Annotated in this window: 23 protein-coding genes and 3 tRNA genes; 3 read left to right on the top strand and 23 right to left on the bottom strand. The window is 43.8% G+C overall.

The window, feature by feature from the left end:
- Positions 1-5 precede the first annotated feature (5 nt).
- The 23 genes from rsmH to DWW81_RS10210 form a co-directional block, all read right to left on the bottom strand.
- The gene (gene rsmH, locus DWW81_RS10315; protein ID WP_117897616.1) at positions 6-941 is read right to left on the bottom strand and encodes a 16S rRNA (cytosine(1402)-N(4))-methyltransferase RsmH; all 936 of its coding nucleotides are present in this window, start codon (positions 939-941) and stop codon (positions 6-8) included.
- Complete coding sequence (gene mraZ, locus DWW81_RS10310; protein ID WP_256320806.1) at positions 941-1,360, bottom strand: division/cell wall cluster transcriptional repressor MraZ; 420 nt, start codon at positions 1,358-1,360, stop codon at positions 941-943. The genes rsmH and mraZ overlap by 1 nt, the downstream gene beginning before the upstream one ends.
- A gap of 772 nt (positions 1,361-2,132) precedes the next feature.
- The gene (locus DWW81_RS10305; RefSeq protein WP_038670519.1) at positions 2,133-2,663 is read right to left on the bottom strand and encodes an inorganic diphosphatase; all 531 of its coding nucleotides are present in this window, start codon (positions 2,661-2,663) and stop codon (positions 2,133-2,135) included.
- Positions 2,664-2,682: 19 nt separating this feature from the next.
- Complete coding sequence (locus DWW81_RS10300; protein ID WP_022288345.1) at positions 2,683-3,246, bottom strand: hypothetical protein; 564 nt, start codon at positions 3,244-3,246, stop codon at positions 2,683-2,685.
- Positions 3,247-3,429: 183 nt separating this feature from the next.
- Positions 3,430-3,675, bottom strand: a complete 246-nt coding sequence (locus DWW81_RS10295) for an acyl carrier protein (protein ID WP_022288344.1) — start codon at positions 3,673-3,675, stop codon at positions 3,430-3,432.
- Complete coding sequence (locus DWW81_RS10290) at positions 3,668-5,467, bottom strand: HAD-IIIC family phosphatase (protein ID WP_117897617.1); 1,800 nt, start codon at positions 5,465-5,467, stop codon at positions 3,668-3,670. The genes DWW81_RS10295 and DWW81_RS10290 overlap by 8 nt, the downstream gene beginning before the upstream one ends.
- Before the next feature lie 25 nt (positions 5,468-5,492).
- On the bottom strand, positions 5,493-5,930 hold the full coding sequence (locus DWW81_RS10285; RefSeq protein ID WP_117897618.1) for an N-acetyltransferase: 438 nt from the start codon (positions 5,928-5,930) through the stop codon (positions 5,493-5,495).
- Between the two features lie 20 nt (positions 5,931-5,950).
- Complete coding sequence (locus DWW81_RS10280) at positions 5,951-6,535, bottom strand: L-2-amino-thiazoline-4-carboxylic acid hydrolase (protein WP_117897619.1); 585 nt, start codon at positions 6,533-6,535, stop codon at positions 5,951-5,953.
- Positions 6,536-6,556: 21 nt separating this feature from the next.
- Positions 6,557-7,138, bottom strand: coding sequence for an L-2-amino-thiazoline-4-carboxylic acid hydrolase (locus DWW81_RS10275; RefSeq protein WP_243004738.1), 582 nt, complete (start codon positions 7,136-7,138; stop codon positions 6,557-6,559).
- Between the two features lie 59 nt (positions 7,139-7,197).
- Positions 7,198-7,362, bottom strand: coding sequence for a hypothetical protein (locus tag DWW81_RS13280; RefSeq protein WP_181981542.1), 165 nt, complete (start codon positions 7,360-7,362; stop codon positions 7,198-7,200).
- Between the two features lie 79 nt (positions 7,363-7,441).
- Positions 7,442-7,747, bottom strand: a complete 306-nt coding sequence (locus DWW81_RS10270) for a hypothetical protein (RefSeq protein ID WP_117897620.1) — start codon at positions 7,745-7,747, stop codon at positions 7,442-7,444.
- 975 nt (positions 7,748-8,722) lie between these two features.
- A complete protein-coding gene (locus DWW81_RS10265) occupies positions 8,723-10,981 on the bottom strand; it encodes a DHHW family protein (protein ID WP_117897621.1) in 2,259 nt (752 codons plus the stop codon).
- Between the two features lie 14 nt (positions 10,982-10,995).
- Complete coding sequence (locus tag DWW81_RS10260) at positions 10,996-12,417, bottom strand: MBOAT family O-acyltransferase (protein WP_117897622.1); 1,422 nt, start codon at positions 12,415-12,417, stop codon at positions 10,996-10,998.
- Between the two features lie 280 nt (positions 12,418-12,697).
- Complete coding sequence (locus tag DWW81_RS10255; RefSeq protein WP_022287580.1) at positions 12,698-13,471, bottom strand: DUF4261 domain-containing protein; 774 nt, start codon at positions 13,469-13,471, stop codon at positions 12,698-12,700.
- A gap of 313 nt (positions 13,472-13,784) precedes the next feature.
- On the bottom strand, positions 13,785-15,515 hold the full coding sequence (locus tag DWW81_RS10250; RefSeq protein ID WP_117897623.1) for an ATP-binding protein: 1,731 nt from the start codon (positions 15,513-15,515) through the stop codon (positions 13,785-13,787).
- 27 nt (positions 15,516-15,542) lie between these two features.
- On the bottom strand, positions 15,543-16,220 hold the full coding sequence (locus tag DWW81_RS10245; protein WP_117897624.1) for a response regulator transcription factor: 678 nt from the start codon (positions 16,218-16,220) through the stop codon (positions 15,543-15,545).
- An 18-nt stretch (positions 16,221-16,238) separates the two neighbouring features.
- Entirely contained in the window at positions 16,239-18,020 is a 1,782-nt protein-coding gene (locus tag DWW81_RS10240) for a Na/Pi cotransporter family protein (RefSeq protein ID WP_117897625.1), read from the bottom strand.
- A 159-nt stretch (positions 18,021-18,179) separates the two neighbouring features.
- On the bottom strand, positions 18,180-18,839 hold the full coding sequence (gene phoU / locus DWW81_RS10235; RefSeq protein WP_117897626.1) for a phosphate signaling complex protein PhoU: 660 nt from the start codon (positions 18,837-18,839) through the stop codon (positions 18,180-18,182).
- Positions 18,840-18,875: 36 nt separating this feature from the next.
- Entirely contained in the window at positions 18,876-19,631 is a 756-nt protein-coding gene (gene pstB, locus DWW81_RS10230; protein WP_022287586.1) for a phosphate ABC transporter ATP-binding protein PstB, read from the bottom strand.
- Between the two features lie 3 nt (positions 19,632-19,634).
- Positions 19,635-20,480 carry a phosphate ABC transporter permease PstA gene (pstA, locus tag DWW81_RS10225; protein WP_022287587.1) on the bottom strand — a complete coding sequence of 282 codons (846 nt, stop codon included), beginning with the start codon at positions 20,478-20,480 and terminating at the stop codon, positions 19,635-19,637.
- 5 nt (positions 20,481-20,485) lie between these two features.
- On the bottom strand, positions 20,486-21,322 hold the full coding sequence (gene pstC / locus DWW81_RS10220; RefSeq protein WP_117897630.1) for a phosphate ABC transporter permease subunit PstC: 837 nt from the start codon (positions 21,320-21,322) through the stop codon (positions 20,486-20,488).
- Between the two features lie 204 nt (positions 21,323-21,526).
- Complete coding sequence (locus DWW81_RS10215; RefSeq protein WP_117897631.1) at positions 21,527-22,396, bottom strand: substrate-binding domain-containing protein; 870 nt, start codon at positions 22,394-22,396, stop codon at positions 21,527-21,529.
- A 251-nt stretch (positions 22,397-22,647) separates the two neighbouring features.
- The gene (locus tag DWW81_RS10210; protein ID WP_117897627.1) at positions 22,648-23,619 is read right to left on the bottom strand and encodes a hypothetical protein; all 972 of its coding nucleotides are present in this window, start codon (positions 23,617-23,619) and stop codon (positions 22,648-22,650) included.
- Positions 23,620-24,009: 390 nt separating this feature from the next.
- On the opposite strand from DWW81_RS10210, the gene DWW81_RS10200 reads away from it, so the two are divergent.
- From DWW81_RS10200 to DWW81_RS10190, 3 genes are all read left to right on the top strand, one after another.
- Positions 24,010-24,086: transfer RNA gene (locus DWW81_RS10200), tRNA-Pro, on the top strand.
- A gap of 98 nt (positions 24,087-24,184) precedes the next feature.
- Positions 24,185-24,260: transfer RNA gene (locus DWW81_RS10195), tRNA-Thr, on the top strand.
- A gap of 21 nt (positions 24,261-24,281) precedes the next feature.
- Positions 24,282-24,366: transfer RNA gene (locus DWW81_RS10190), tRNA-Tyr, on the top strand.
- The last annotated feature ends 85 nt before the right edge of the window (positions 24,367-24,451 follow it).

Raw genomic sequence — 24,451 nt, 5'->3', positions numbered from 1 at the left:
TTCACTCAGTCCTTGATCTTCTCGATCACCCTGAGCTTAGCGCTGCGGCTTCTGTTATTCTCCGCAAGCTCCTTTTCATCAGCCTCTATAGGCTTTCTGTTCACAAGCTTTCCCCTAGGCGTTCTTCCGCATATGCACTGTGGAAAATCAGGCGGACATATACAGCCCTTGCAGAAGCTCTGAAATCTCTGCTTTACCAATCTGTCCTCCAGCGAGTGGAAAGTGATTATGCAAAGCCTGCCGCCCACGTTAAGACAATCGAACGCCTTGTCAAGAGCGATATTCAAATGTTCAAGCTCCTTATTTACCTCTATCCTGATAGCCTGAAAAGTCTTTTTGCAAGGGTTTTTCTCACGCCTTGCCTTCTGCGGAACTGCGCTTTTTATTATCTCGGCAAGCTCCATAGTTGTCTCTATCGGTTTTTGTTCTCTGTATTTTATTATCTTAGAAGCAATGCTTCTTGAAAACTTTTCTTCGCCGTACTCGAAAATTATCCTCGCAAGGCTCTGATAATCATATCCGTTCACAACGTCCTTGGCGGAAAGCCCCTCCCCTGACATTCTCATGTCAAGAGGCGCGTCATTGTGATAGGAAAAGCCTCTCTCCGCATTGTCAAGCTGATAAGAGGAAACGCCCAGATCCATAAGAATGCCGTCAGCACCGCTTATTCCGAGCCTTTCAAATATCTCGTCTATCTCAGAGTAATTCCCTCTCACAACAGTCGCAGGATAGCCTGCCAACCGCTCAGTCGCAGTTTTCACCGCCTCGGGATCTCTGTCTATAGCCACAAGCCTGCCGCCCTTTTCGCCGTCAAGCCTTTTAGCGATCTCTCTCGAATGTCCTGCCCCTCCGGCAGTGCCGTCGCAGTAAATGCCGTCAGGTCGAATGTTCAGACCCTCCAGGCACTCATCAAGCAGTACGGGAATGTGGTTAAATTCCATTAAAAATCAAGCCCCTCCAGAGCTTCCATAAGCTCGTTATCATCAATGCTGCTGTTGAAATCGTCCCAGCGCTTTTTATCCCATATCTCACATCTGTCAGATACTCCGGCCACAACGATCTCCTTTTCAAGCCCTGCCACCTCTCTCAGTGACTGCGGAACAAGTATCCTGCCCTGCTTGTCAGGCTCGACCTCGCACGCCCACGCCATAAAGCTTCGCTGTAAAGCTCTCGCCTTAGCCATAGGCAGACTTCTGATCTTTTCGGCTCTTTTCTCGAAATCCTCAAGGGAATAAACGAACAGACAGCCGTCTATACCTTTAGTTACAATGAACCGCTCGCCGATAAGCTCTCTGAGCTTAGTAGGAAAAGTCATTCTTCCCTTAGCGTCCATAGTCTGATTGTAAGTTCCTTTAAGCAAGCACGCCTGCAAGCCGTTCACCTCCCTTGACCGAGTTAAGCAATGAAATGCCACTTTTGAAGCACTCATCACCACTTTTTTGCACTTTTAACCACCGTACAATAATTATACACTATATTATAGAAAATTGCAACAGTAATATTTCCCAAAGTGAATTTTTGCAAGGGATTTTTCTTGGACACTTGGTCAATTTTAGAGAGATTTTAGGGGGATTTTGTAACTTTCGTCTTTTAATTTGTCACCATCTTGTAATTTGTAAACTTTTAATTAATTTTACATCATACAATATCTTGTGGTACCTTAAACATTTGCACCTGTATAAAGATAACAGATATTTCCGTAAAACTCCCATACATTCACATCGTATTGACCTTATAAAGTTATTGTAACACAACATATAGTATACGTCAATAGGTTTTGCGAAAAAAAGCACAATTATTTCTGACGCTGTGACAGAAAAAGCAAGAAGGGTGATGAACGGTAGAATATAGTGTCGTAAAAAGGTTAAAATTCGGTAACAAGGAAATTTGTTTTCTAATTTAATTATTACACTATCCGATTTTGTAAATTTTCATTGCTTAGATAAAGAAAATAAAGTTTGAAGAGGAATGGAGCGTGAGAGAGGGTTTTTAACGTTAAAACAGCCAAAAATAATAGTAAAATTGCACAAAACCGCAAAATAAAGTGGCAAAAAAGGCAACTGCAAGGGTAGAAATACAATATGCAGTAAAAAAGCGGACGCACATCGGTGCGTCCGCCAAGCCTCAGTTATTTACTTGCAAAAATTCTCAATGTATCTGTCGATACACTGTGCCACGATCTCAGTAGCGTGTTCACGATCCTTAACATCATCGACCACAGTGTCCTTGTGTTCAAGTGCCTTGTATACCGAGAAGAAATGACACATCTCATCAAAAATGTGCTTAGGCAGCTCTGAAATGTCCTTATATATGTTGTATGTAGGATCATTGAGCGGAATGCAGATTATCTTCTCGTCAGCCGCACCATTGTCAAGCATGGAGATAACGCCTATAGGATAACAGTCAACCAAAGACAAAGGTGCAAGCGTTTCCGAGCAAAGCACAAGTACATCCAACGGGTCGCCGTCCTCTGCATACGTCCTAGGGATAAAACCATAGTTTGCAGGATAGTGGGTCGATGTGTAAAGTATCCTGTCCATTCTCAGAAGACCCGTGGTCTTGTCAAGCTCGTATTTTACCTTTGAGCCTTTTGGTATCTCTATTACCGCCGTGAATTTTTCCTTTGTTATCACTTTTGGTGAAATATCGTGCCAGATGTTCATGTACATTCCTCCTGTATTTTCATTCAGCTTCGTACATACCCTCAGACTTTAGATTTTCAGGTATGTCAAAAACCGTTTCGCCGTCTGCCTCAACGCATGAGATACAACCGGCGTTGTCCTCGTTTATCAAGTCCCACAGTGTTACAACTTCATCTTCGCCCACAACGTCTATCCCAAGCCTGTCAAAAAGCTTCTCAAGTTTCTTTGGATTGCGTGAGTATATCTGAAATTCCTGATAGTCTGTGAAATATATCTCCTCGTCATTCTTGTGCGAGCCAAATCCAAATCTCGATACTCCGTCATTTACAAGCACAGTGCCGTAACGCTTCATTATGGCAAGGGCGACCTCTTTCGTGCAGTTATCAAGATAATAGGTCTTGTATCCATCTCTCTCGCTGTCAGGAAGCTCCAGAAAGAAGAATATAGGCTCAGCGAGCTTCTCTATAACACCGCAGGCGACCTTCGCCATGATGTCACAACTCAACACACCCCTTATATTATCCCCCTGAATGTGGCAACAAGACCGCAGTTTTTCCGCTCCGCCCACAGATACGCCCTGACAGAGGGTAAAATTATCTTCCATAATATCCTCCGTAAAATAGTTTTATTACCAATAGTATAAACCATTTTCGCAGATATTTCAAGTATAACCTATGAATTTACATTAAAAGTTTACAGCGGTACAGCCTTTCAGCCATACCGCCGCTAGAGATCACAAAATTCAGAAAAAGAACAGCGTTCTCACGCATATTTCGCAAACAGCCTGTTACTTGCCTCTCTGCTCAATAATGCCGATCATCTCGCCCACATCTTTCATACCTGAAACTTCGCCCATTTTGAACCTCATCTTGAACTCGTCCTCCACCGCACCGATAAGAGTGATATGCTCGATAGAGTCCCAATCCTCAATATCGTCAGCCGTGGTGTTCTCGTCCACCTCCAAAGTATCATCATCAAAAACATCTCTGAAAACATCATCAAGTCTTTCAATTATCTCGTCCTTGCTAAGCATAATGCTCCTCCTTCACCTTTATAACAGTATTTTTATCCTCATACCCCTCAACCATTAGCCGCCAAGCCGTGTTGCCCTCTTCGTCCTGAGATATCTTCTCAAAGCCAAAGCTTTCATACAGCCCTGCCACCATTTTATTTTTCGCCGTAGGGTAATAATGCCCGTATATCTCCCTTATGCCACGCTTTTTCGCCTGTGCCACCAGACTATCCAGCATAGCAAGCTCCATATCCCTTTTCAGCACACGGCATGACATCAGCCAAAGCTCGATATCAAGCCTGCCCTTGTCCTCGCTGTCTGTCTTTCCGATAGTCACCGCCACAACGCCGTTGTCACCGAATTTGTCATAAAGCTTTCCATACAGCCTTATGTATTCATCAGAGTTATAGACCGCCTCCATTTGCTCCGCAGTGTATCTCTTTGTGGTGAGATTGAACTGATTGCTCTTGTTGGTGAGCTGAGTTATCCTTTGCAGATACAAAGGCGAAAAATCCCCTATCTCTGCCGTCATTTCAAGACTCAAAAGATAATCATGATAATCCGCAAACCTGCTCTGCGCCTTTGCACGCTGAGCGTTCGCCCTGTACATATCATTGCGTTTGAGATCGTCCTCCGACAGCGTAACAGTTTCAAAATATCCCGAACGGTCAAGCACTCTTATGTAGTCCGTGACCTCCCCTATCTCAGGCACAGCCGTTCCCCCAAGCTGTCCCCTGACTATCTCCCTCTCCGCAGGGTTATCGTCCACAAAAACAAACGCCTCAGAAAGAATGTTAAGCTCCTCAGCCGTGTCAACGATATTTTTGTCCTTTGGCAGCCAGTTGGCTTTTATCGCCACAAAATCATCAGGTCTAAGCACGCCCTCAGGGTGGGAAAGCCCAGCCAAAGCGTTCTCTTCCTCGTTTTTGGAGCATACCGTCAAAAGCACGCCCAAGTCCTTGTGCGCCTTAACATACTGCTGAAACTCAAAATAAGCCATTGCCTCAGCCGTTTCCTTGCCTATCTCCAGATTTTCCACACCGTCGTCACCAACGATGCCGCCCCAAAGAGTGTTGTCAAGGTCAAGAGCCAGCGCCTTTTTGTTCTTGCCAAAGATAGCCTTTATAATATTCGCCACCTGAAAAGCCAGCTCAGGTATAGCCTCGATATTTAGCGCATATTTGTAGAGATACCAATACTTAGGCTCGCTCCACTTTTCAAGCCCATATGCCGCTGACAGCCAGTTTATATCATTGAGATAAACCTCCGGCCTCCGGGCTATCCTGTCATACAAAGCCGAATTGAGCCTTGTGACGAAGTTCACCTTTCCACGCCTGTCGGAAGCGTCCATGTTTCCCATAAGGCGGAAAAACGGAAGCTCAAAATTGTTCTGTATCACAGGACAGCCGAAATGCTCTTTCACTCCGTCCCAAGCCTGAGAAAGCCTGTCAAGCTCAGCGTTCAACCCCTGCTCTATCTCCTCTTCGCCCGATCTGGGGGTAGGTGAAAAGCTGAGGTTTCTAAGGCTCGTGTGTATATAAACGATATCAGGTTTAAAGCGGTCAAGCTCCTCGTTTGAGAACACAGCGTCCTGCCAGAACTGTCCGTATTCCGATTGATAGAACTCACATTCAAAGCCCATGTCAAGCAAAAACAGCTCCAATACCGACACGATATCGTCCGTAGTCGAGCCGCCCAGCACAGCCACTCTCTTTTTCAGCCGCACCGTTCCGTCGCCCAAAAGCTGCCTTTTCAGCGACCTTTTCTTTTTCATTATAAACCCATTGTCAAATGGATACTCCAACTCTTTCATATTGCCCTCGCTTTTTGTATATGACCTATAGATCCGGTTCTCGTTCCCATATCATTTCATAGTCTTTTTCACCGGTAGCTTCGTCCAGACCCTCGCATTTGATATCAAAGCCCTCTCTCTCGTAAAAACGTATCGCCCGAGTATTTTTCTGATAAACGTTTAAAGACAGTTTAGCTTTTCTATCTTTTACATAGTTCAGCAACAGTTTTCCTATCCCCTGCGACCGCACTTCTTCTGAAACAAAAATGCCCTCGATATATCCACCATTTATCCCGATAAAGCCTTGTATTTTTCCATTACATTCGTATACATAAACTTCCGCCTGCGGCAGCATATCTTTTACTGGCTCAAAATTATCATTCCAGTATTGAGAAGGAATAAAGTAATGTGCATTCAGATTGGCGTTTAGCCATATATCAGCCACCCTGTCAATGTCCGATTTTTGAAGCTTTCTTATCTGCATGATAATTCACCAAGCTCCCACTACTTCCTAAACATATGAAAATCACAGCAGTCACCGCCGTACCCCAGCGTCTTAGTCCTGGTAAACCCTATCTTTTTAAGTCCGCCGTATGTAACATCATCAACATCACAAAACAGTCTGCAAAGCTCCTCACAGCCATTTTCAACACAAGCCGTGTGCCAAAGGCACTTTGTTATGGTGACGTTGAAATAATCCTTACCATGCTCCTGAACGCTCTCCTGAAGATCAGTGGTGCGCATTATCTTCAAAAATACCCTGCTGTATATCGCATAAAACCCAGGCACTATCTCCATTTTCACCGTGGAAGAATGTTTCTTCGCCGCCACTATCTCCAGCATATATTTGCGCATATACTTGTATACATCATCATCAGAAAGCCCCGCCGCAATGAAACTCTTGTAAAGGGCTATCCTCGGCAAAATGGTCTGTATAAGCGTTTTCATCTGATTTTCCGTCTTGCCCTTTGTGTTCCCGATGATTTCCCCAAGAGCCTTGTCCTGCATCTCAAACAGCTTTCCGCCCCTGTCATTACCGAAACTCTCTGCCAAAAACGCCTTTATCTGCTTTTGCTGTTTTATTTTCATTTTCACCGCACCTTTCTGCTGTCACTTCTTCCTGCTGTACCTAAAATCGCAGTAAGATGCACCCTCAGCAATAGTCCCCGTCCTAACGAGTTTCATGTTCATCATGTCCGCCAGCACAAAATCCATTCTGCATATGTAAGCCGCCAGCTCAGGACACCCCTCGTCCTTACAAAGCTTGCACGCCCCACATTCGTGATAATCATACCCAAGGTCATATTCACCATTGCCCGGCAGAATATCCACCACCCAATCGTTCTCATATAACCTCTTGTGGCTGTCTTCCGACCATTTCAAACGCCCCGGCATCTTCTTAGGGTCAAGATAACTGTCCACATCACCCATGACCTTGTGAAAAAGCTTTGAAGCACAAAGCCCGTCACGGAATATCTCGTAATTCTCCTCCGCAGACTTTCCTGTGCTCCTGTTCATGGCAATGTAATAGCTCGCCATAATGTACGAACTCAAAAGCTTTGACTTACCAATATCCTTAGCCCTCGCAACTATCTTCCCATGTTCTTCCTCTATCTTCTTAGCCACCTCTTTAGGAAAGCCTCTCCTTTTAAGCTCCGCCTTTACCACACTGTGATAAAAGTGAAATATCATCTTCACACTAAACGTATTTTCCATATTTTCACCTTTCTATACGTTAAACAACGCCAACTCTATTCCCGATTATCTATATTGTAAATAACGCAAGCAAACCCGGTTATCACCGCAAACAGTATCGCACCGCCCATTTCCTCCTGCAATGCTGCCCCGACAAAATAGCCAGCCATAGCCGCAAAAAACATGATAACAACAGCCGCCACCGTCCTAAATTTTTTCATAACGCTCAACCTCCAGCCTATCACATATTATCCAAAGCCATACGGCAAACCTCGTCCGTTAGCTTTACCTTACCCAAACCTAGAACACACACACCGCAAACCAGTACAAATAGGGCACCAGTGCCATAATTATATCATACACCGCCAAAATTTTCCCCGACCGAGCGTGACAATTCGCCATACCCTTTTTCCAAACCAACAAACTGTACAGCACGCTCACCGCAATATGTATCAAACCACAAGCAAAAATTATCCAATGAAAAACATCGTCCGGAAACTTCCCCTCACTGCCTGTCAGCTCAAAGCTAATGATTATCACCCAGCCCAAAATGTCATTTCCCAGACCACTGATAACATGAGCCGCTATAGCCAAAAATTTCTTCATATGCATACCCCCTATGCCAAAAGCATCTATTTTTTATTTTCTGATAACTCACATTTTATCATCACCCTGCACAAAATTCGCCCCACAAATTTGTGCAAACAAATGATTTATCTTTTAATTTGGCAACATTTCTGCAATTGTTGCATTTTTTATGCAACAAAAGGGGTGATTTTCGGGATAAGTAGAAAGCGTTTTGATACTTGCGGGCACGTACAAGCCCTGCGACTTAGTGAATCCGAGGTGCGTTTCTGGAACAGGCTGTAGAGTACTTGTGTCAAAGCGTGGGTGTGCATATGATATTTTGTGTATACGCAACCAAGGGCATAATTCCCAATGTCACACCCCGAACGCAACTTGAAAATTGAATATATATATCGGACAACATTACGGCAACAAGTCTGTATGGGCGAACAGCGTTCGCCCGTCGAAGAAACAAGTCCACGATTACAACCATTGCAGGACAGAACAAAAAAAACTATCCTATCACGCTTGTAGGGGACGGCGCCCCCGACGTCCCGACCCCTCGACAGCCTTTGTCCCCCTACAATTCTGAAATTATAACAAATTCTAAACACGGACGAACGCTGTTCACCCCTACAGATATTCGGGATAGTTTATTCCTCCGCAAAATCGCTCCGCTCTTTGCGTACCTACGTTTTGCTATGGGCTAGAAAGGCGGTGCAGATTTAATTCTCCAATATCACTTTCATCTAATATCTGACTTCTTTATGCTATTTTTCATTAAATCTGCACCTTGTCGGCTTGCGCCGAATGAGGCTCTGCCTCATACTCCGCTAGGGGCTTTGCCCCTAGACCACACAAGCCCTCTAGCGCCGGGCTTGAGCGTGCGCTTTATCTCTCGCTTCGCTCGGTGCTTTATTTTACTTTATGCTTGCAATTTACTTTGGTCTGCTATGCTCATTCCTCACTCCTCACTCCTCACTCCTCACTTAACTCCACTCCTCACTTAAGCTCCTACTGTATCCTAATATTATTCAAACAATCCACCTTACTAGGCGTTGAACAGCTCGTCAACGATATTGCAAACAGCAGGTCTGTGCAACCCACTTCTTTACAAAAATCAATAGCGTTTATATCAAAATATCTGAAATCACAAACATAGATTTTTGAGAAGCCATGGGTGAAAAATGGTATCAGAGCATTTCCAAAGCTGTCTTTGAACACCACAAGCACTCTGCCATTGTCCACGCCCGTGTCTATCTCTGCTATCTCCTGATCCACGTTGAGTATCGCAGAATAGCAGTTCACGCCCTCTGCATAGTCAAAAAACAGCGTAGACTCCACAGGGTTTTTAAACTCCGTATCGTAATACTTTACCGTCAGATCATCATTATTGTCAGGCTTATAGTAAATGAACTTGTCAGGATATTTTTTCAACTCGCTGTTGTAATTGCTGTAAGCATACATCGTTCCCACAAAGCCGTCTATCTCCCATTTATCGTAGGTATCAAGGTCTGGAAAATCTATTCCCGACTGATCGGCAAAAACCTGCGCCGCATAATATGCTCCCAAAGGCTGCCAGTGATGATCCGTTCTTGAGTAGATATATTCCTTTGTATGCTCAGCCAGAGCGTCATAAACATCGGTGTTGATTATTCCGTTAAGACCTGCGGCAATATTGTCGATATTGTCTTTCTGATCTGAAACAGCGTCCTTGAGATTGTTCGGCATATAATAAGCCGCCGAAGTCGGGATAGACATATTGTATACGTTCACGCTGTCACCAAGGTCAGCCTTCCATTTGTTTATGGTGTTGGCATACTTGTCGCCGTTCTCGAAAGTGCCGTAGTAAGCACCCATTGCACGGACGTTTTTGCCCTTGCCTGATACTATAACGTCACCCTCCCACTGACCGTCGTCAAGATTGTCAGGCACGTCAACTACCTTTTCGCTTTCCGTTGATTTTTTCGTAGTTGTGCTTGTGTCGGTGGTCTTTGTATCCGCAGTGGTGGTGGTCCTCGAGCCTGTAAAAGCTGTTACAGTTGTTGTTTTTGCGATCTTATCCTGATCCAGTTCTTCTTTTTCCACCGTCTTGAAATCGCCCGATATAACAGTATCATTAAGCTTTATTCCAAGCATATTCGTGAAATCAGAGCAGAAAGATTTAAGCTTTTCTCTGTTTGGAACAGTGTCGGTAAAATATTTGGTTATTCCGCTTGTGAAGTCACCGTCAAAATATGATGACAGCGAAAATTTTGGAAATGTCGCAAGGTTTCTGTTTTCTGACTGTATAAAACCGCTTTCACGCTTCATCACAAGCAGTGCCGCAAACACGCCGAAAACAATAAGCAGGCAAACAACAGAGTTTATAACATTAAACTCCAGCTCATGAATATTGTTTTTCTTAGCCTTTTCACGTTCCTCACGACGTTTTTTTGCCTTTTCGATGCCTTTTCTGTAAGCTTCCTCTGCCTTAGCATCGCTTTCTTCTTTTTCCACAGGATCAGGTTTCGGCTCAGATTTAGGTTCAGCCTTTTTTTCAGCTTTCCTGACAGGCTCCTGCTCTTTCTGAACAGGCACTCTGACATTTATTGTCGCCTCTACCCTGCTTGGCTTCTGAGCATTCTCAGGCTTTTTCTCAGGGCTTCTCTTGTCGATTATCTCGACCCTTTTTCCTGCGATAACAGGGCCTTTATCCTGTGCCGCTGCGTCATATTCCCTATAATAGCTGTCAGGTATCTTCAGCACGAAATTCTTCTTATTCGGCAGCTTTTTCACAGTTCCGTCTGCTGAAACTGCCACAGATATCTCTTTTTTAGTGCCATTTATGTGATTTTTCTCTTTGGAAAATGGGATAATAACTTCATTATCAGAAGCCTTTTCCTCAGCATTTTTATCCTGAGCTTTTTGTACAGACTGAGAATTTTCAACTTTTTCAGCTTTTTTCTCAACTTTTTTCAATGCTTCTTCATTATCATCATCAGTATTTAGCCATACGCTTTTCTTTGGCTTCAAAACAGGCTCGTCCGTCCAAATGCTGTGGCTGAGAGCCTTGTTTTTTCTGACTATCTTTTCCACTATCTCGTCATGGACAGTGGAGCTTTTCTCCGTTTCGTCAACTTTTGCCGTGCTGACAGCTTCAGGCTTTTTCTTTTCCTCTCCTATAGGCTTTCCACCGAAAGTAACGCTGTCAAGATATTCTGTATAGGCTTCTGAAAGAGCCTTTGTATCAGGCAGTTTGAAGTCCTTTTCAAAATCTTTATTATTTGCCATACTCTTTCACCTGCCTAAAATCTGAAATACAAGAACGGATTGTTTGTTGTGTTCACAAGCAGAACGCTTGAGAGAACAAGTATCGCCGCATTGCATAGGATACCTGCTGACTGCATAAGACAAGCCGTACCCTTTGCAGAGAGCGCCTTTTCTTTGATCTTTGGTATAACAGGCATTGTGAAAAGCACTGCCACTGCAAAAAGCCAGATATTGTTCATGAAAAGATGCTGTGTAACTGTATCGGTCAGCTTGTTTCCATTTGCTCCAACAAGTGCCTTGAAGAACGTACCAAGGGAGGCGAGGTTCTCAAAATAGAATATTCCGAAGCCTATGAAAATAACAAGCTTTGTATAGATATGTGCAAGGGGTACGGGCATTTTCTTCATGCGCTTTTTGCCTATGAGCATTTCAAAGAATATGAACATTCCATAGTAAAGTCCCCAGAAAACAAAGTTCCAGCTTGCGCCGTGCCAAAGTCCTGTGCAGAACCATACAAGGAAAAGTCCGCCGTATTTTCTTCTTTTGCCGAAGATAGGGAGATAAAGCACATAATCTCTGAAAAATGAGCTAAGGGAGATATGCCACCTCTGCCAGAACTCTGAGATAGTTTTGCAGATAAAAGGATATTTAAAGTTCTCATCAAAGTGGAAGCCGAATATCCTGCCAAGACCGATAGCAATATCTGAATAGCCTGAGAAGTCAAAATAATACCACAGACCCACAAGAATTGCGCCAAGCCATGTGCCTGCCACAGAGAGGGTCTTTATATTTTCATAGCCGTTTGAAACAGATCCGAAAAGGGCTGTTACAATGGTGCTGAGATTATTTGCGATAATGACCTTTTTGCCAAGTCCGAGGATTATTCTTGAAAAGCCGTCGGAGATATCCTTGGCGGTGGTCTTTCTTTCGTTTATCTCCTCGCCGATAACGGAGTATCTTACGATAGGTCCTGCAACGAGCTGTGGGAACATGGATACATACAAAAGAAATCTGCCGAAGTTTTTCTGCGGCTTGACCTTGCCCCAATAGCAATCGACGGTATAGGAAATAGTCTGGAACGTATAGAAAGAGATACCGATAGGCAAAACGATATTAGGCACCGGTATGCCTAGACCGAACCAATTGTTGAGATTTTCCACAAAGAACGCCGTATACTTGAAACCGAACAGCACCCCAAGGTTAAAGACAAGCGACCATGCAAGCGCCGCTTTTGCCTGCCAGCCTTCGGGGTGTTTTTCTATCACCCGACCATTTATGTAGTCCACAAGGGAGGAAACTATGAGGATACTCACCCAGACAGGCTCGCCCCATGCGTAAAAGATAAGTGAAAACACCACCAGCACTGCATTTCTTATGGCTGTACTGCGTGTGATAAAATAGCATATCAGGCACACAGGCAGGAAAAAATACAAGAAAAATAGATCTGCAAATACCACAACAAAACTCCTAACAAAAATTGATAAAACAGCCATTGTCGGCTTATTCCGACAAAAGGCGATACACATTTAAGTATATCACTGAACACACTAAAAGTCAATTAAAACAGAGGTCCGCGGAAAGTTTTTCGGTTATGCACAAAAAAAGCCGCACAATTTGTACGGCTAATAATATGAAAATTTATTCTTTACAAATTGAATGAATAACCACAAACGGGACATCGTATTTTTGCAAAGCAGAAATTGCACCGCTCCCCTACAATAACATTGATAGTATTTATCAATACTTTATTTTCAGGGTCTTTCCAGGTACGCTCACGCCGTCTGACAGAGTGATAGGGAGCTTTTGCTCCTCAGAGAAGCCGATAGTTTCGCCGTCTTTAAGCTCAACGCCCTCAGAAAGCACATACTCGGAGATAGAAAGCAAAAATCCAAGCAGGTCGTTAGGCTGTTTTGGAGAGTCAACTATCTCCATTTCCTCATATCCGAAAAATCTCATGCCTGATGTGAAAGCGCAAAGACCAGTTTTAGCAAGATACATACCTGTGTAGATAAGAATAGGCATCGGATACTCGCCGTCTTTGATAGTTTCGGCAAAGTTCACATAGAAATTCTTCTCATAAACTGTCGGATCTTTATAGATACCGATAGCGTTATCGAGCTTGAGCAGAGAGCTTGCCACCTTTGCAAAGAGTATAGCCTGCTCAACAGCGCTTGTTTTGTTCATTACAGCGAGCATAACGTGCGCCTGATGCTTAGCGACCTCGTTTGCACCCTCTTTCCAGAGAATGTTATATTTCGCCGCATTTTCAGCTTCCTTGTTAGGAACCGGATTAGGCATAAGTGAGCAAGCGACCACCATATCGCCAACCTTGAATACCATAGCGTTGTCTTTTACATCGTCCTGCGGAACGATGTTCCAATCGTCTTTCAGAAACTTTTTAAATCTGAGCCAATCCATATTAGCGTCTGTGTAGAGAACGAATCCTGCAAGGACGTTGCCTTCCTTTTTATCGTCCTTGGTTTCCTGAACGTTTTTGTTTTCTTCTGACATTTTGTTACCTCCATAAGATAAAGTCTGTTGAGGTCATTATAGCACACTTAGGGAGAAAATGCAACAGGGGGGAGGTAAATGAGGAATGAGGAATGAGGAGTGAGGAATTATGGTATCGCCTGCGGCGATGATTTTTTTGTAGGGGCGAACAGCGTTCGCCCGTTGATTTAACACTTTTGCGGCATACTGGTTGCGACCTTTGGTCGCCCGCTTGTTTTTTTGTCCTTTCTTTATCGCCCTTCCCCTTAATAATTTGTATACCATGTACCTGACAAAAACGCCGTTCCGACTTCTCGTCAGAACGGCGTGGTTATTATTCTGTTACCGCTGTTTCCTCAGCCTGCTGTGTTTCAGGCTCGTTGAAAGGCAGCTTCACTGTTATGGTCGTGCCTTTTTCCAGTTCGCTTTCAAGCTGTATTTCGCCGCTGTGATATGCGACTATATGCTTTACAATAGAAAGCCCCAAGCCTGTGCCGCCTGTCTGCTTTGAACGGCTTTTATCAACTCGGTAAAAACGTTCAAAGATTCGGCTTTGATGTTCGTCGGATATACCTATGCCAGTGTCGCTGAACACTGCCACGGCTTTGCCGTCCTCTGCGCCGACCGTTACTTTAAGACTTCCGCCCTCACGATTGTACTTTATGGCGTTGTCCATGAGATTTAAAAACAGTTCTGTGATGTAGCTCTGATTGCCGTATATCTGAACAGGTTCGCCCTCAATGGTCATTGTGACCTCTCTATTATCTGCCTTGTGACGGAGTATCTCCTCTACGTCATGGGCGGTTTTCAGCAGGTCTATTTTATCAGACAAAACGTGTTCCTGCTCCTCTATCTGGGAAAGCCTGATAATATCGTTTATAAGATACAAAAGTCTTTCGCTTTCACGATATATCATACCGCCGTATTTCTTCACGTCCTCTTCCTTGGTGAAAATGCCGTTTTCAAGAAGCTCGCCAAAGCCTTTTATGGTGGTAAGCGGAGTTTTAAGCTCGTGAGATACGTTGGCTGAGAAGTCACGGCGTATCTGCTCACTTTGTATCTCCTCTGTTACGTCAACAAAGAAGATTATGATACCAAAATCAAGGGTATTTTCGCTGTAGACCTTATTTGCAAAGGTACGGTAAAAACGGCTTTTTTCTGTGATGATACCGTTTGCTGCACCGCTTTCCTTGGCTTCTTCAAGCAGACCTATTATCTGCTGATCGTTGGTCATATGGTCTATCTTGGTATGCTCCGTAGGATCAAAGCTGTTGCCGAGAATTTTCAAGGCGCTCTTATTTACTGAAAGCACTGTCATGTCCTCGTCAAGAAGTATCATGCCCTCAACCATATTTTCAGTGATAAGTGATATTTTTTCTCTCTCTGCCTTTATTTTATTCATGTTCTTATGTATTCGTCCCATAAGAACGTCTGCATTTTTTATGATAGGTTCAAGTTCTTCATAAGGCGTTTCAAACTGACCGATATTCTCGTTTCTCAGGTCAAGCTGTTTTACAAGGGAATTTATCGGCTTTATCATGCTTTCTGAAAGCTTTATGGAGATTATGGTGGTGATAAAGATTATTCCTCCTGCGAACACCACAAGCATTGGTATCACTGCAAGGAACACCCCTGCAAGGTTCGCCTTATCTGTAGAAAATCTCAACACGCCGCCGTTATACTTTATGGCATAATAATATGTACTATATCCAAGGGTTTTGGAAAATCTTGTGGATTCGCCCTCGCCATTTGCCATAGCCTCTTTGAACTCTTCACGGTCGGAGTGGTTTTCCATTTTGGCGGGATCTGCTTCGGAGTCATATTTTACATTGCCCTGTGCGTCGATGAAGGTGACACGGACATCATATTCTACTGATCTTTCCAAAATATCAGCCATTTCTGAGGGTTTATTGTTTCCTGCGGCAACGAGCTTTGCAGCGGATTTAAGCTCATTTTTAGTGAAACGCTGATAGGTAGAATATCCGAGAGAGCCTGCTACTAAAAGAAAAAACAGCACTGTACATGAAACAAGTATCGTCATGACTTTATAGAGTTTTTTCTGCATATGCTGTTCCTCCTTATCTGAAAATTTTTATATTTTGTAGCCTATGCCACGGACTGTTTTGATAAGATCCGTACAGCCTGCGGATTCAAGCTTTTGTCTGAGGGTCTTGATGTGCATATCAACAGTTCTTGTTTCCCCTGCAAACTCATAGCCCCAGACCATTTCCATAAGCTTATCACGGCTCACGGCTATGGACTTATGTCGCATAAGATACATCAAAAGCTCAAATTCCTTATAGGTCAAAACGACCTCCTGACCGTTATATGTACAGATACGTCTTGATGCGTCAAGGGATACACCCTGTTCTTCTATGACATCGGCCTCGGCGTTCTGCTTGCCTGCACGTCTTAAAACGGCTTTTATTCTTGAAAGCAGTTCCATTACGCCGAACGGCTTTGTTATATAGTCGTCTGCGCCCATTTCAAGACCTGACACCTTATCAAGCTCGCTTGATTTTGCGGTAAGCATTATAACAGGAACGTCCTGAGTGTGGCTGTCTTTTTTGAGCTTTGAAAGTATAGAATAGCCGTCCTCGTCAGGAAGCATTATGTCAAGAAGCACCAGCGAAGGCTCTTTGTTTCTTATCTCTTCATAAAACGGTTTTGCTTTTGGAAATGCTTTCACCTCATATCCGCCTGATTTAAGTGCGCAGGATATAAGCTCTCTTATTCCGTCATCGTCTTCTACACAATATATAAGTGCCATAGATCTTACCCCTTTTCGTTAAAACTCTTTAGCAGGCAGAGCGTATTTCTCGCTGTAGCGTTTGACCTGTCCGTCAAAGCCCTCGCCTGAATTTTTAAGCATCTGAACATACTCGTGGACGTCAAAGCTTTCGTCATTTTCCTGTATAAGACAAACCGCTATATTTGAGCAATGGTCTGAAACTCTTTCCAAATTTGTGAGCAGGTCGGAGAACACAAAGCCCATCTCTATTGTACACTCACCTGTTTGAAGCCTTTTTACATGGCGGTTTTTAAGCTTTGTTCTTATCTTATCCACCACTTCCTCAAGCGGTTCAACTCTTGTGGCAAGCTCCAGATCGTGCTTTTCAAAGGCTTCCATGGCGATATCCAAAACATCTCTTACGGCACTGCACATAACTTTTACTTCGGCTGTTGCCTGTGATGTGAAATTCAGATCCTTCTGCTGTTTTTCCTCGGCAACGGACACCATATTCATGGCGTGGTCGGAGATACGCTCAAAGTCGCCTATAACATGAAGTATAGTTGAAACCGACTGAGAATCCTTTGCAGAAAGATCTCGGCTCGAAAGCTTTACAAGATATGTGCCGAGTCTATCCTCATAGAGGTCGACGGCTGCTTCATTTGCGGCTATCTGCTCTGCCTTTTCCTTATCGTACTTATCGACGCAGATGCTCATTGCCATGTCTATGCTTTCTTTTGCTATCTCGCCCATGCGGTTTGTAAGCTCTCTGCACTTTTCAACTGCAAAAGACGGTGACTGGAGAAATCTTTCGTCAAGAAGCTTGAACTGCTCTTCAATATTGTCCTTATTTCCCTCCCCCTCTTTGTCTTTGACTGTGAGGTAGGCAAGCTTTTCAAGGACTTTGATAAATGGCAGAAGTATGATAGATGTTGACAGGTTGAATATAGTATGCACAATAGCTATCTCCTTTGCGCCCACAACTCCGTCAACGAACGAGAAGCCGATAAAGGCATTGAGCAGATAGAAAACTGTAAGGAAAAGCACTGTTCCTATTATATTAAAATAGAGATGTACGACTGCAACACGCTTTGCGTTCTTGCTTGTGCCTATTGATGAAAGCAGGGCTGTTACGCAAGTACCTATATTCTGTCCTAAAATTATAGGGAGAGCTGAACCGAAGGTTATTGCACCTGTGGCTGAGAGAGCCTGAAGGATACCAACAGAAGCAGATGAGGACTGAATGATAGCGGTAAGAAGTGCGCCTGCAAGAACGCCCAGAATAGGGTTTTTGAACCAGAGAAGGACTTCTGCGAACTCAGGAACGTCTTTCAGAGGTGCGACTGCACCGCTCATTGAGTCCATTCCGAACATGAGCACTGCGAAGCCTACGAGTATAGATGCGATATCCTTTTTCTTATCGTTTTTGGAGAACGTCAGCATTGCAACGCCTATTATCGCAAGGATAGGCGAGAACGAGGACGGTTTGAGCATATTGATAAGAAAGCTGTCGCCGTTAAGTCCTGACAAAGACAATATCCACGCTGTTACGGTAGTACCGATATTTGCGCCCATTATAACGCCTATGGCGGAATGGAGCTTCATGATGCCTGCGTTTACAAAGCCCACCAGCATTACTGTGGTGGCTGAGGAGGACTGAATGACCGCTGTTACAGAAAGTCCAAGCAACATTGCCTTGATAGGGTTTGAGGTGAGCCTTTCAAATATCTTTTCAAGCTTTCCTCCTGCGAGTTTTTCCAGCCCGTTACCCATTACATTCATTCCGTAGAGGAACATTGCAAGACCGCCTATAAGGGTCAGAACATTAAAAATCGTCATACTGACACTCCCTGATAATAATTTTACACTATTGTTACAATGTTTACAATGAACATTATACAACATAATTGTAAAATAACAAATCAGGCTGAGTAAAATCTGAGTAAAATCGTACAAGAAGAGCAAAAAGGCGGTATTTCCGCCTTTTATAATGATATTTTACATGATTCTTTCTGTTTTATGGACGCCTGTTACGGAGAATACTACCCATTCTGCGATATTTACCGCATGGTCACCGATACGCTCAAAGTATTTTGCCACCATGAGGGTATCTATGGCTTTTTCACCGTTTGCTTTATCGGCTGCTATCTCGTCGATTATCTTATCCTTGGTCTTTACAAAAAGCTCGTCTATTTTATCGTCAGAGCTTATGACCTTTCGGGCGAGGTTCTCGTCGTCGTTCACATAGGCGTCGATAGCGTCGTTCACCATTTGTGTGGCGGCTCTTGCCATTTCACTGATATCGCTAAGATCCCATTTCTGCTTTTTCTTTATAAGCCGGATATTCAGATCTGCAATATCTGCTGACTGATCGCCAACACGCTCGATATCGGTTATCATTTTAAGTGCAGCGGACACACGTCTGAGATCCTCGGCAAAAACAGGCTGCTGCTGCAAGAGCAGGTTAAGACAGATCCTCTCTACCTCACGCTCCGCCTCGTTTATCTTGGCGTCAAACTCCACCGTTTCACGGGCAAGCTTTGTATCCTGCTCTTCAAGAGATTTTATTGACATTGCGATTATCTGCTCTGTCATTGCTGCCATAGAAAGCAGCTTTTTATTAAGCTCGCTGAGCTTATTGTCAAAATTTGCACGCATAGATATTTCTTCCTTTCACCTATATTTCCAAAGCGTTTATCCGAAACGTCCTGTGATATACTCCAGTGTTTTCTGCTCTTTTGGATTTGAGAAGATACGCTGAGTTTCATCGAACTCGACTATCTCGCCATGGAGGAAAAAGGCTGTTTTATCGGATATACGGGTCGCCTGCTGCATATTATGGGTGACGATAACGATAGTGTAATTCTTTTTAAGCTCTGTGGCAAGCTCCTCTATTTTGATAGTGGAGATAGGGTCAAGGGCTGATGTAGGCTCGTCCATAAGAAGCACCTCCGGCTTTACGGCGAGTGCTCTTGCGATACAGATACGCTGCTGCTGTCCGCCTGACATACCCAGTGCTGACTTTTTAAGTCTGTCCTTTGTTTCGTCCCACACGGAAGCCTGACGGAGAGTTGTTTCTACTATCTCGTCAAGGTCGGCTTTTTTCTTTATGCCGTGAGTTCTTGGACCGTATGCAATATTATCATATATGGACATCGGAAAGAGGTTTGGTTTCTGGAAAACCATTCCCACGCGCTTTCTAAGCTCGGTTATTTCCATATCTTTATAGATATTCTCCCCGTCAAGGGTAAAATCCCCTGTTATCTTACAGCCCTCCACGAGATCGTTCATACGGTTGAGGGATTTAAGAAGAGTAGATTTTCCGCAGCCTGAAGGGCCTATGAATGCGGTTATCTCCTTTTCGGCTATGGACAAGTTTATATTTTTGAGAGCCTGAAAATCTCCGTAAAAGAGATCGCAGTTTTTCACCTGCAGTTTTGGCTGTGTCATTTATTAGTTTCCTCCTTTGGAAAGCTTTCTGGCAACAAGGGACGCAAGTCCGTTAAGAAGCAGGACTACTGCCAGCAGGACAACTGCTGTAGCGCTTGCTTCGTTCATATAAAGTCCCTCGTTTGAAAGTGAATACATATGGATAGAAAGGGTACGTCCTGAGTCTGTAAGGCCTGCATACTTGGCGATAGTTCCTGCGGTATAGATAAGGGCGGCTGTTTCGCCGAAAATTCTTCCCATTGCAAGGATAACGCCTGAGAGGATACCGCTTATTGCAGGAGGCAGAACGATAACGAAGATAGTTCTGAGCTTTCCTGCGCCAAGTCCGTAGCTGCCCTCACGGAAGCTGTCATCGACAGATTTGAGAGCCTCTTCGGTAGAACGTATTATCAGCGGCAACACCATTATTGCCAATGTACACGCACCTGAAAGCATTGAGAGCTTCCAGTTAAGGGCAAGCACAAAGAACATATTTCCGAAAAGTCCGTACACTATGGACGGGATACCTGAGAGTGTTTCTGTAGTAAGTCTTATGACTCTGACGAATTTATTGCCTTTCTTTGCATACTCAACGAGATATATTGCGCAGAATATGCCCAGAGGTGCGGCTATTGCCAGGGACACCAGAAGCATTTCAAAGGTGTTCACGATAGCGGGGAGCATTGACACGTTCTCGGTGGTATAGGTCTTTGCGAAGAGGGACGGTTTCAGATAAGGAACGCCCTTTATCACCACATAGCCCACGATAAGAACGAACACGCTTATAGTAAGCACAACTGCTATTTTGGTTAGGATATTGAACACCAATGACATGGGGTGTGTTTTATAGGTTTTCATTCTGTCTGACATTTTTATCACCCTTTATCCTTTCTGTTTGTGACAAGGTTAAAGCAAAGATTCAGAAGAAGAATGAACACGAACAGCACAACGCCTGTTCCTATAAGAGCGTCATAGTGAAGTCCTTCGGCATAGCTCATTTCTATTACGATATTGCCTGTGAGGGTACGGACGCTGTCCAGGAGGGAGTGTGGAATGATAGTGGAGTTTCCTGCTATCATGATAACTGCCATTGTTTCGCCTATGGCTCTGCCCACTGCAAGGATAACGCTTGCCAGTATGCCTGACTTTGCGGCAGGGAAAACGACTGTTGCCACTGCTCTTTCGTGTGTTGCGCCAAGGGCGACTGCGCCCTCGTAGTAACTGTCAGGAACGGCTTTAAGTGCGCTCACGCTCATGCCCACGATAGTAGGAAGTATCATGATACCGAGGATAATGGAAACTGTAAGCACGCTGTTTCCTGTTCCGCCGAAAAGGTTTCTTATGACAGGAACTACAACTACCATGCCGAAAAAGCCGTATACAATGGACGGTATGCCTGCAAGAAGATTTATTGGAGGCATGAGCCATTTGAAAAGCTTTTTAGGGCAGAACTTTGCCATAAATATCGCTGTTAAAAGTCCTATAGGCACGCCTATTATGATAGCTCCTGCTGTGCAGTATAGAGAGCCTACTATCATAGGGAAGATACCATATGAAGCAGGGACGTTTCTAGGACTCCAGTCTGTTCCGAAGAGGAAGTTTCCCACGCCTATTTCGGCGATCGCAGGACAGCCTTTAGCGAACATGAAGATACATATTACTATTACTGCCGCAACTGAAACGCAGGCGCAAAGGAAAAACAATGCTTTCATCGCTTTCTCAAGCAGGTGGGAACTTTGTTTTGCTGTTGGCTTCTGAGCGGCTGTATTCGCTGCCACCGCTGTGTTTTCCGTCAACGTAATTATCACCTCTGAAAATTTTTCACTTGTTTTTGCTCAGACAAATGGGGCGACAATTTGCTGTGCCGCCCAAAGTTTTGTCTTGTGCAAATCTTTATGGAGAATTAACTTGATAGCTTATTTGCTTTCGTCAGACCATGTTGTCTTTGAGCCTGTATAGATAGCCTTTATCTCGTCCATTGTGATATCGTCAACTGCGTTATCCTTATTTACGATAACTGCGATAGCGTCCTGAGCGATAGTTACAGACTTGATACCCTGTGAAAGCTCGTCATCTGAGATATCTCTTGAAGCCATACCGATATCAGATGTGCCGTTGATAGCGTCCTTGATACCTGTTGAGGAGTCTGACTGCTGAACATCTACTGTTACGTTTGTGTTTGCCTTCTGATATGCTTCTGCCAGCTTTTCCATAACCGGTGTTACTGATGATGAACCGCTGACTACTACCTTACCGGAAGCGTTGTTTGAAGCATAAGCTGCTGCGCTCTTGTCGATCTTTATGTAGCCTGCCTTTTCGATGATATCCTGACCTTCTGAGCTGAGGATATAGTTCTCAAAGTCCTGAGCGGCGTCTGACAGTCCGTCTTTAACAGCGATATTGAAAGGTCTTACTATTTTATAATCACCGCTTTCGATAGTTGCTGTTGAAGGCTCAACGCCCTCTACTTTAAGAGCCTTTACTGTATCGTTCAGTGAGCCGAATGAAATGTAGCCGATAGCATTCTTATCTCCTGACACCTGAGTAAGCACAACGTCTGTTGACTTACAGATAAGGGCGTCTTTCTTTGTGTTATCGGTCTTATTGCCGTTTGAATCTTTTTCTTCGATACCAGTCAGCTCGATGAATGCGCCTCTTGTTCCTGAACCGTCTTCACGGGAGATAACTGTGATCTTATCTGAGCTTCCACCGCAGCTTGCGAGCATTGCAGCTGCAAGTGCAACTGATGTAAAGATCGCTGCCAGTTTTGATGTTCTTGTTTTCATGATATAAAACCTCTTTCTTATACTTGCCCTTGGGGCTTTTTGATTTGCACCTTTTCTCTCTGCACCCTGTGTGCAGGTCCTCATGTTATTTCTATTCAGGTGATATACTTATGATACATCAGCATTGTAAAATCAGTAACCGAAGTAAAGTAAAGTCATTGTAAGATGTTTGCAAAGGAGTTTACACACAAAAAAAGTGCGTTCTCACAAGGAAAACGCACTTTGTAAAATCGGTGATATTCTATTTAAAATCAGTAGTTCTGTTCAAGAACAACTGAGCCGTCTGCCTTATTATATGCAGCGCTGTAGCCGTGACCGTCTTCTGTAAAGAAGTAATAATACAGGAAGCCTGCGTCCTCAGTTCTGTATTCATATGAAGACACCTTGCCGTCTATCTGAGCTGAGATAGCGGTGACAGCCTTTGCAGAATCTCCGCTCTCAGCTGATGTAGTTGTTGTAGTTTCATCAGGCTTTGAGTCTGCTGTAGTTGTGGTAGTTGTGGTAGTTTCTGTATCTGAGGCAGTTGTCGTGGTAGTTGTCGTTGTTTCTGTATCAGGTGCAGAAGTTTCGGTGGCTGGTGTTGAGCTTTCGTCAGCCGGCTGTGAGGTAGTGGTATTTGTGTCGGTAGAAACTGCACTGCTCTCGGTATCGACAAACACGCCTCCCTTACTGTCGTCATCATCGGCAACAGTTGTTTTTGGCTTTGTGGTAGTAGTGGTCTTATTATTTGTTCCGCCAAAGCCGAAGATCTTATAGCCTGCGACTATAGCAAGAATGACCACCACAAGTATACCCACTGTGATAGTGGCAGTAATTGCAAAGAGCTTCTTTCTGGAAGCGTCATCGTTATCCTCTGTATCATCATCGGAATAATCGTTTTCATCGTCAGGATAACCGCCATTATCATAATTATCCTGATAATTCTCAGAGCCGTCATTATTATCATGGCTATCAGCTATTGGTGTGGAGAAAAACTCTGTAGGCTCTTCCGGCTGTTTAGGCACGGTAAAGGCTCTTGTTTTCTCTTCATACTCCTGTGCCTCCTGCTTTGTGAACACTCTTGTTCTGTCGGCATCGTCAGCAGAGGTGAAATTCTGCTCCTCCTGCTTGCTGTCTTCCGTAACAGGCGTGCTTTCGTCTATAAGCAGGTTATGGCAATACTTACAGAGTATTGCTTCTTCGGATATTTCCTTATGGCAAAAAGGACATTCCTTTGTTTTCATTTTTACTTTCCTCCCGAATATTATCTGTTAAATATAATGATAACACAAACCATTTTAAAAATCAACAGGTTTCACCAAAATATCATCAAATTATACCATTCTTTTAAAAAAGGCTCTTTTATGGACATTATTTTTGATATTTTAGTATGATATCACGGTGTAATTTGTTGAAGAATGACATTTGTATCGCTTTTAAGCAGGGTGTAATTGTGCAAGTATACAAAGTGATAAAAAACCTATTGACAAAGCAGGCATTGGGGAGTATAATAATTAAGCTGTCTGATGACGCAGACAAATGCTTCACAGAAACATCTATGAAGCTCAAGGCACACAAAGCTTGGAACTTTTCCGTGGCTGGAGACTTTTCCCCACCGTGTGCAACGTCAACTACGAGGCGTAACTCAGTTTGGTAGAGTGCTTGGTTTGGGACCAAGATGCCGCAGGTTCAAGTCCTGTCGCCTCGACCACTTTATTAAAAAAATGAAAACAAAATAAAAAGTGCTTGACAAGTGCTTGGAGATATGATATAATAGATATCGTCAGTTCGACAGATCAAGCAATACAAGCTGGTGTAGCTCAGTTGGTAGAGCAGCTGATTTGTAATCAGCAGGTCGGGGGTTCGAGTCCGTCCACCAGCTCCATTATTTTGTTTTCATTCATATGGGAGAATTCCCGAGTGGCCAAAGGGGGCAGACTGTAAATCTGTTGCTTCTAGCTTCGGTGGTTCGAATCCACCTTCTCCCACCAAAAAGCTCGCAGACTTCTGCGGGCTTTTTTTGTTTTGTAGGTTTGTCAATCATATTGGACACTATTATTAAGAAATTCGATAGGC

Source organism: Ruminococcus sp. AF17-1AC (assembly GCF_003461385.1).
GTDB classification, from domain to species: Bacteria; Bacillota; Clostridia; order Oscillospirales; family Ruminococcaceae; genus Hominimerdicola; species Hominimerdicola aceti.
The sequence above is the reverse complement of the archived record's forward strand: the minus strand, read 5'-3'. Positions and strand labels throughout refer to the sequence as shown.